Below are 3,209 nucleotides of genomic sequence, written 5' to 3' on the forward strand. Positions count from 1 at the left end.
CAAATAAATACAAAATAAATAGACTAACACAATAAAAATTATGCAAATGAATTTCTATGAAACTGACTTTTCCACCTGAACACTCGCATAGGTGCAGCTGCTCAAGGCAGCAGACTTGGGCTACCTTGATACTGCCCGCTTTGTCGAGGAAATCAAAGCCTTGGCACGGTAGGAGCCTCGAGAGCTGAAGAATTGCCTAGGAGTCTGGATTGGGCATCTCCTGAAGGGGAACTATCAGCCCGAAAAACGCCGTAAAAGCTGGCGAGCAACCATTCGCGAACAACGGCGAGCCTGGAGAAATTGATTCATCAAAACCCAAGCCTTCAGCCCTATCTGCCGCAGGCAAGGCCCATTCAGTCTGGCAAAGATTTAGTGGTTCATGAAACTCCCTTGGACTACCCAGATCTCCCCGAAACTTGCCCCTACACCTTGGAGAAACTCTTAGATAGCCAATTTCCTTGCCCATAGAGACAAACTTCAGCCTGATCCAAGATCCAAGGTGAGGCTATACTGGCAGTGACGACGTGGAGTCGCAATCATGGACATGGCCCAAATTAAAGCTTTAGTGGAAAAAGCCCTAGAAGATAAAATTCTTACCCTCGAAGAGCATGGCCAAATTATTGACGCGGTGCTTTCCGATGGCCAAATTTCCGAGGAAGAGGAAAAAATTTTACAGGAACTCCTCGAACGGGTTGCCTCCGGGGAAATTGATTCCCAATACTAGGGGGTTTCAATCTGCACTCGCCCTTGGCGCAGGATGTGCCACTGCCCCGATTGCCATTGCACCACGGTTGAGGGTTCCGCAGGGCTAGGGGGTAACTGCCAAGGGTGGAGCGTTAAAACTTGGGGAAATTCGCGGGCGATCGCCCCCAATTCAACGAGTGGCGGCTGACCTGAGCGGTTAATACTGGTGGTGGCCAACGGTCCTGTTTGCTGGAGGAGGGCTTGGGCAGGCGGCCAGTCGGGAACTCGTAAGCCAATTGTGCCTGTACCTAGGGGATTCAAACCCGGCGGCAGTTCAGCAGCGGGCAGCACGAAGGTCACTGCCCCCGGCCAATAACGCGCCGCCATTGCCAACCACTGCTCCCATTCAGCAGCACTGCCGCGCACAAAGGGCCAGAGTTGCTCAGGATTAGCGCCCATGAGGATCAAGGGCTTATCCGGTTGACGTTCCTTGGCGGTATAGATCAATTCCCCGCGATCGCAACGACTGGCCAAGGCGGGCACTGTATCTGTGGGAAAACTAATCAACCAATTGCCTGTGCGCACTGCGGCCACCAAGGCGGCCATACTCACCTGTGCCATACCCCTCCTCTACCAGCCAATGGCAGCACCTTCCCCTCGAGGATCGGCTGCCCCTTCTAATTGTCCATGCTCCAAAACGCGAATTAAGCTGGCGTTGCCCCACGGACGGGTTTGTTCTACCCGATAGCCCCACTGCCGCCACGTTTGTATCCAAGCATCAGGCAGGGTTGGCTCGACAAAGAGGATATCCGGTGTCCACTGCTGATGAATCCGAGGACTAGCAATGGCGGTGGCGGCATCCTGCCCTAAATCAACGACGTTCAAAAACAGTTGCAGCACAGTGCTAATAATTCGACTGCCGCCGGGGGAGCCTAAAACCATATTGAGGCGGTTGTCTTTTAGCACAATTGTTGGACTCATGCTTGAGAGGGGACGCTTACCCGGTTCGATACCATTGGCTAGGGGAGTCTTGTCCGATTGAATACCGACAACACCAAAGAGATTGGGTTGATTGGGGGCAATGGCAAAATCATCCATTTCATTGTTCAACAGAATCCCCGTTTGCGGCACAACCACACCCGCCCCAAAGGGCCCATTGATTGTAAATGTCAAGCTGACGGCATTCCCTTGGGCATCCACCACATTTAGGTGACTGGTATTGTCCGACTCTGCGAGTTGGATCGGGGTTGCCGCGCTCACAGCACTTTGGGGACGGGCACGACGGGGAAGAATTTCAGTGACCCGCTGTTGGGCATAGTGACGACCGGTGAGGGCAGCGACAGGCACAGGCACAAAGTCACTATCTCCGAGGTAACGGGCGCGATCAGCATAGGCAATTTGCATCACGCTGGCTAGGTAGTGACCGCGATCGCTGGCGATAGGAGCAGGGGGCAACAGTTGCCAGAGGTTGAGCATTTGCACAAGGGTAACGCCACCAGAAGAGGGGGGTGGCATCGAACAGACCTGAAACGCACGGTAGGTGCCACAAATTGGCTCTCGCCAAACGGGGCGATAGGTTCGTAAATCCTCTTGGGTCATTTTGCCCCCTTGCTGCAACGTAAAGTCGGCGATCGCTCTAGCAATCCAACCCTCATAAAAGCTTCTCGGATTGCGGGCGATCGTCGCCAAGGTTTTTGCCAAGTCTGGCTGTTGAATCACCGTACCCAAGGGGGGAACTTGGCCATCTCTGAGGAAAATACGCGCGGCAGTAGCATCCTGCCGCAGAACGGCTTGGCGCATTGTCGCCCACTGCCGATAAGAGGGAGTAACGGCAAATCCCTGCTGAGCGGCCTGAATGGCGGGAGTGACGACCTGAGACCAGGGCAGTTGACCATAGCGTTGGTGCAAAGCAGCTAGGCCAGCAACGGTGCCGGGGGTGCCTGCGGCTAAGACCCCATCCAAACTGGCACGGGGAATCACCTCCCCCTTCTCGTTGAGATACATCGTTGGTGTCGCTTGCAGGGGTGCCCGCTCCCGAAAATCAAGGGCACGAATGGTTTGGGATTGGGCGTGATACACAAGGGCAAAGCCACCACCGCCCAGCCCCGCCGCATAGGGCTCAACAACGGCAATCATCAATGCAGTTGCCACCGCTGCATCCACAGCATTGCCCCCTGCTTTGAGAATGTCTCTACCTGCTTTTGCTGCGGCAGGTTGAGCCGCTGTAACCATTCCCCGCTGGCTAAGCGTTTGAGCGGGGGCAGGGAGAGCAGGAAAAAGTGTAACGGCTAGGACAATCACGAGGAGGGGCGATCGCCCCCACTGCTCAACCTTCCCTAGAGTGAACCCTTGCCCCATGATTGATTGACTCAAAACTGCTGCAGAACCCCAGCTTGTAAAATACACGAAGAGAGCATGATTGCAAACGTCCTCAACCGTCAAGGTTCACTTTTGCCATGTCAAATTCACTATTAGAAACCAGTTGGTGGGTGCCCTGTTATGGCTTAGTGGGGGCAGCCCTGACC

The 3,209-nt window shown here is 54.5% G+C and carries 3 protein-coding genes and 1 pseudogene; 2 read left to right on the top strand and 2 right to left on the bottom strand.

The genetic code is table 11. The annotated features are described in order from the left end of the window. The first annotated feature begins 184 nt into the window (after positions 1-184). Together H8Q75_RS11990 and H8Q75_RS09200 are read left to right on the top strand one after the other, a co-directional pair. Positions 185-468, top strand: a pseudogene (locus H8Q75_RS11990) (DUF29 domain-containing protein). A 70-nt stretch (positions 469-538) separates the two neighbouring features. Next, on the top strand, positions 539-724 hold the full coding sequence (locus tag H8Q75_RS09200) for a hypothetical protein (protein ID WP_024125137.1): 186 nt from the start codon (positions 539-541) through the stop codon (positions 722-724). On the opposite strand, the gene H8Q75_RS09205 is transcribed toward H8Q75_RS09200, so the two are convergent. Together H8Q75_RS09205 and ggt are read right to left on the bottom strand one after the other, a co-directional pair. Then, on the bottom strand, positions 721-1,305 hold the full coding sequence (locus tag H8Q75_RS09205) for an L-threonylcarbamoyladenylate synthase (protein WP_024125138.1): 585 nt from the start codon (positions 1,303-1,305) through the stop codon (positions 721-723). The genes H8Q75_RS09200 and H8Q75_RS09205 overlap by 4 nt on opposite strands. Positions 1,306-1,314: 9 nt before the next feature. Continuing rightward, complete coding sequence (gene ggt, locus H8Q75_RS09210) at positions 1,315-3,057, bottom strand: gamma-glutamyltransferase (RefSeq protein WP_297041256.1); 1,743 nt, start codon at positions 3,055-3,057, stop codon at positions 1,315-1,317. Positions 3,058-3,209 lie beyond the last annotated feature (152 nt).

The sequence above is a fragment of the Thermosynechococcus sp. OHK43 genome (assembly GCF_014466085.1).
Lineage (GTDB): Bacteria > Cyanobacteriota > Cyanobacteriia > Thermosynechococcales > Thermosynechococcaceae > Thermosynechococcus.

Coding starts and splice junctions, on each gene's coding strand:
- H8Q75_RS09205 (WP_024125138.1), bottom strand. CDS start 1,305: ATGGCACAGGTGAGTATGGCCGCCTTGGTGGCCGCAGTGCGCACAGGC.
- H8Q75_RS09200 (WP_024125137.1), top strand. CDS start 539: ATGGACATGGCCCAAATTAAAGCTTTAGTGGAAAAAGCCCTAGAAGAT.